This window comes from Marinobacter iranensis (genome assembly GCF_029207565.1).
GTDB classification, from domain to species: Bacteria; Pseudomonadota; Gammaproteobacteria; order Pseudomonadales; family Oleiphilaceae; genus Marinobacter; species Marinobacter iranensis.
Window position 1 is genome coordinate 1 of sequence record NZ_JANCMW010000053.1, and the last position, 337, is coordinate 337.

At 63.8% G+C, this 337-nt stretch carries 1 protein-coding gene; it reads left to right on the forward strand.

Annotation, left to right across the window (positions count from 1 at the left end; translation table 11 throughout):
• Nucleotides 1–65 precede the first annotated feature (65 nt).
• Nucleotides 66–337: GAF domain-containing protein (locus tag NLU14_RS21405; protein ID WP_275710432.1), on the forward strand; the 272-nt coding region annotated here is incomplete at its 3' end.

Consider the following 337-nt stretch of genomic DNA (forward strand, 5'->3'; position numbering starts at 1 on the left):
CCCTACTGGAGTCCTCGAGCGGATCCATTGCTCTCGTCGACGAACGCTCAGGGACCTACACGAAGATGGTCGACCTCAGCGTCGGCTGCCAGGCCGGCGAGACCTTCCCGATCGGCGAAGGAGTGACCGGGGAGGTGGTGCGCGCGCGATCAGGCGTGATCTTTGACGAGTACGCAGCGGTCTACCGAGGGCACATCGACCCGACGACCACTCGCTATCGCTCGGCGGTGATTGCCGTCCCGATGCTGCATGGGGAGAACGTGATCGGAGTCTTCGTCGTCTTCGGCGCGGGGGCTGACACAGTCTTCACCACACGTGATCTCGCCTTGCTGGAGCT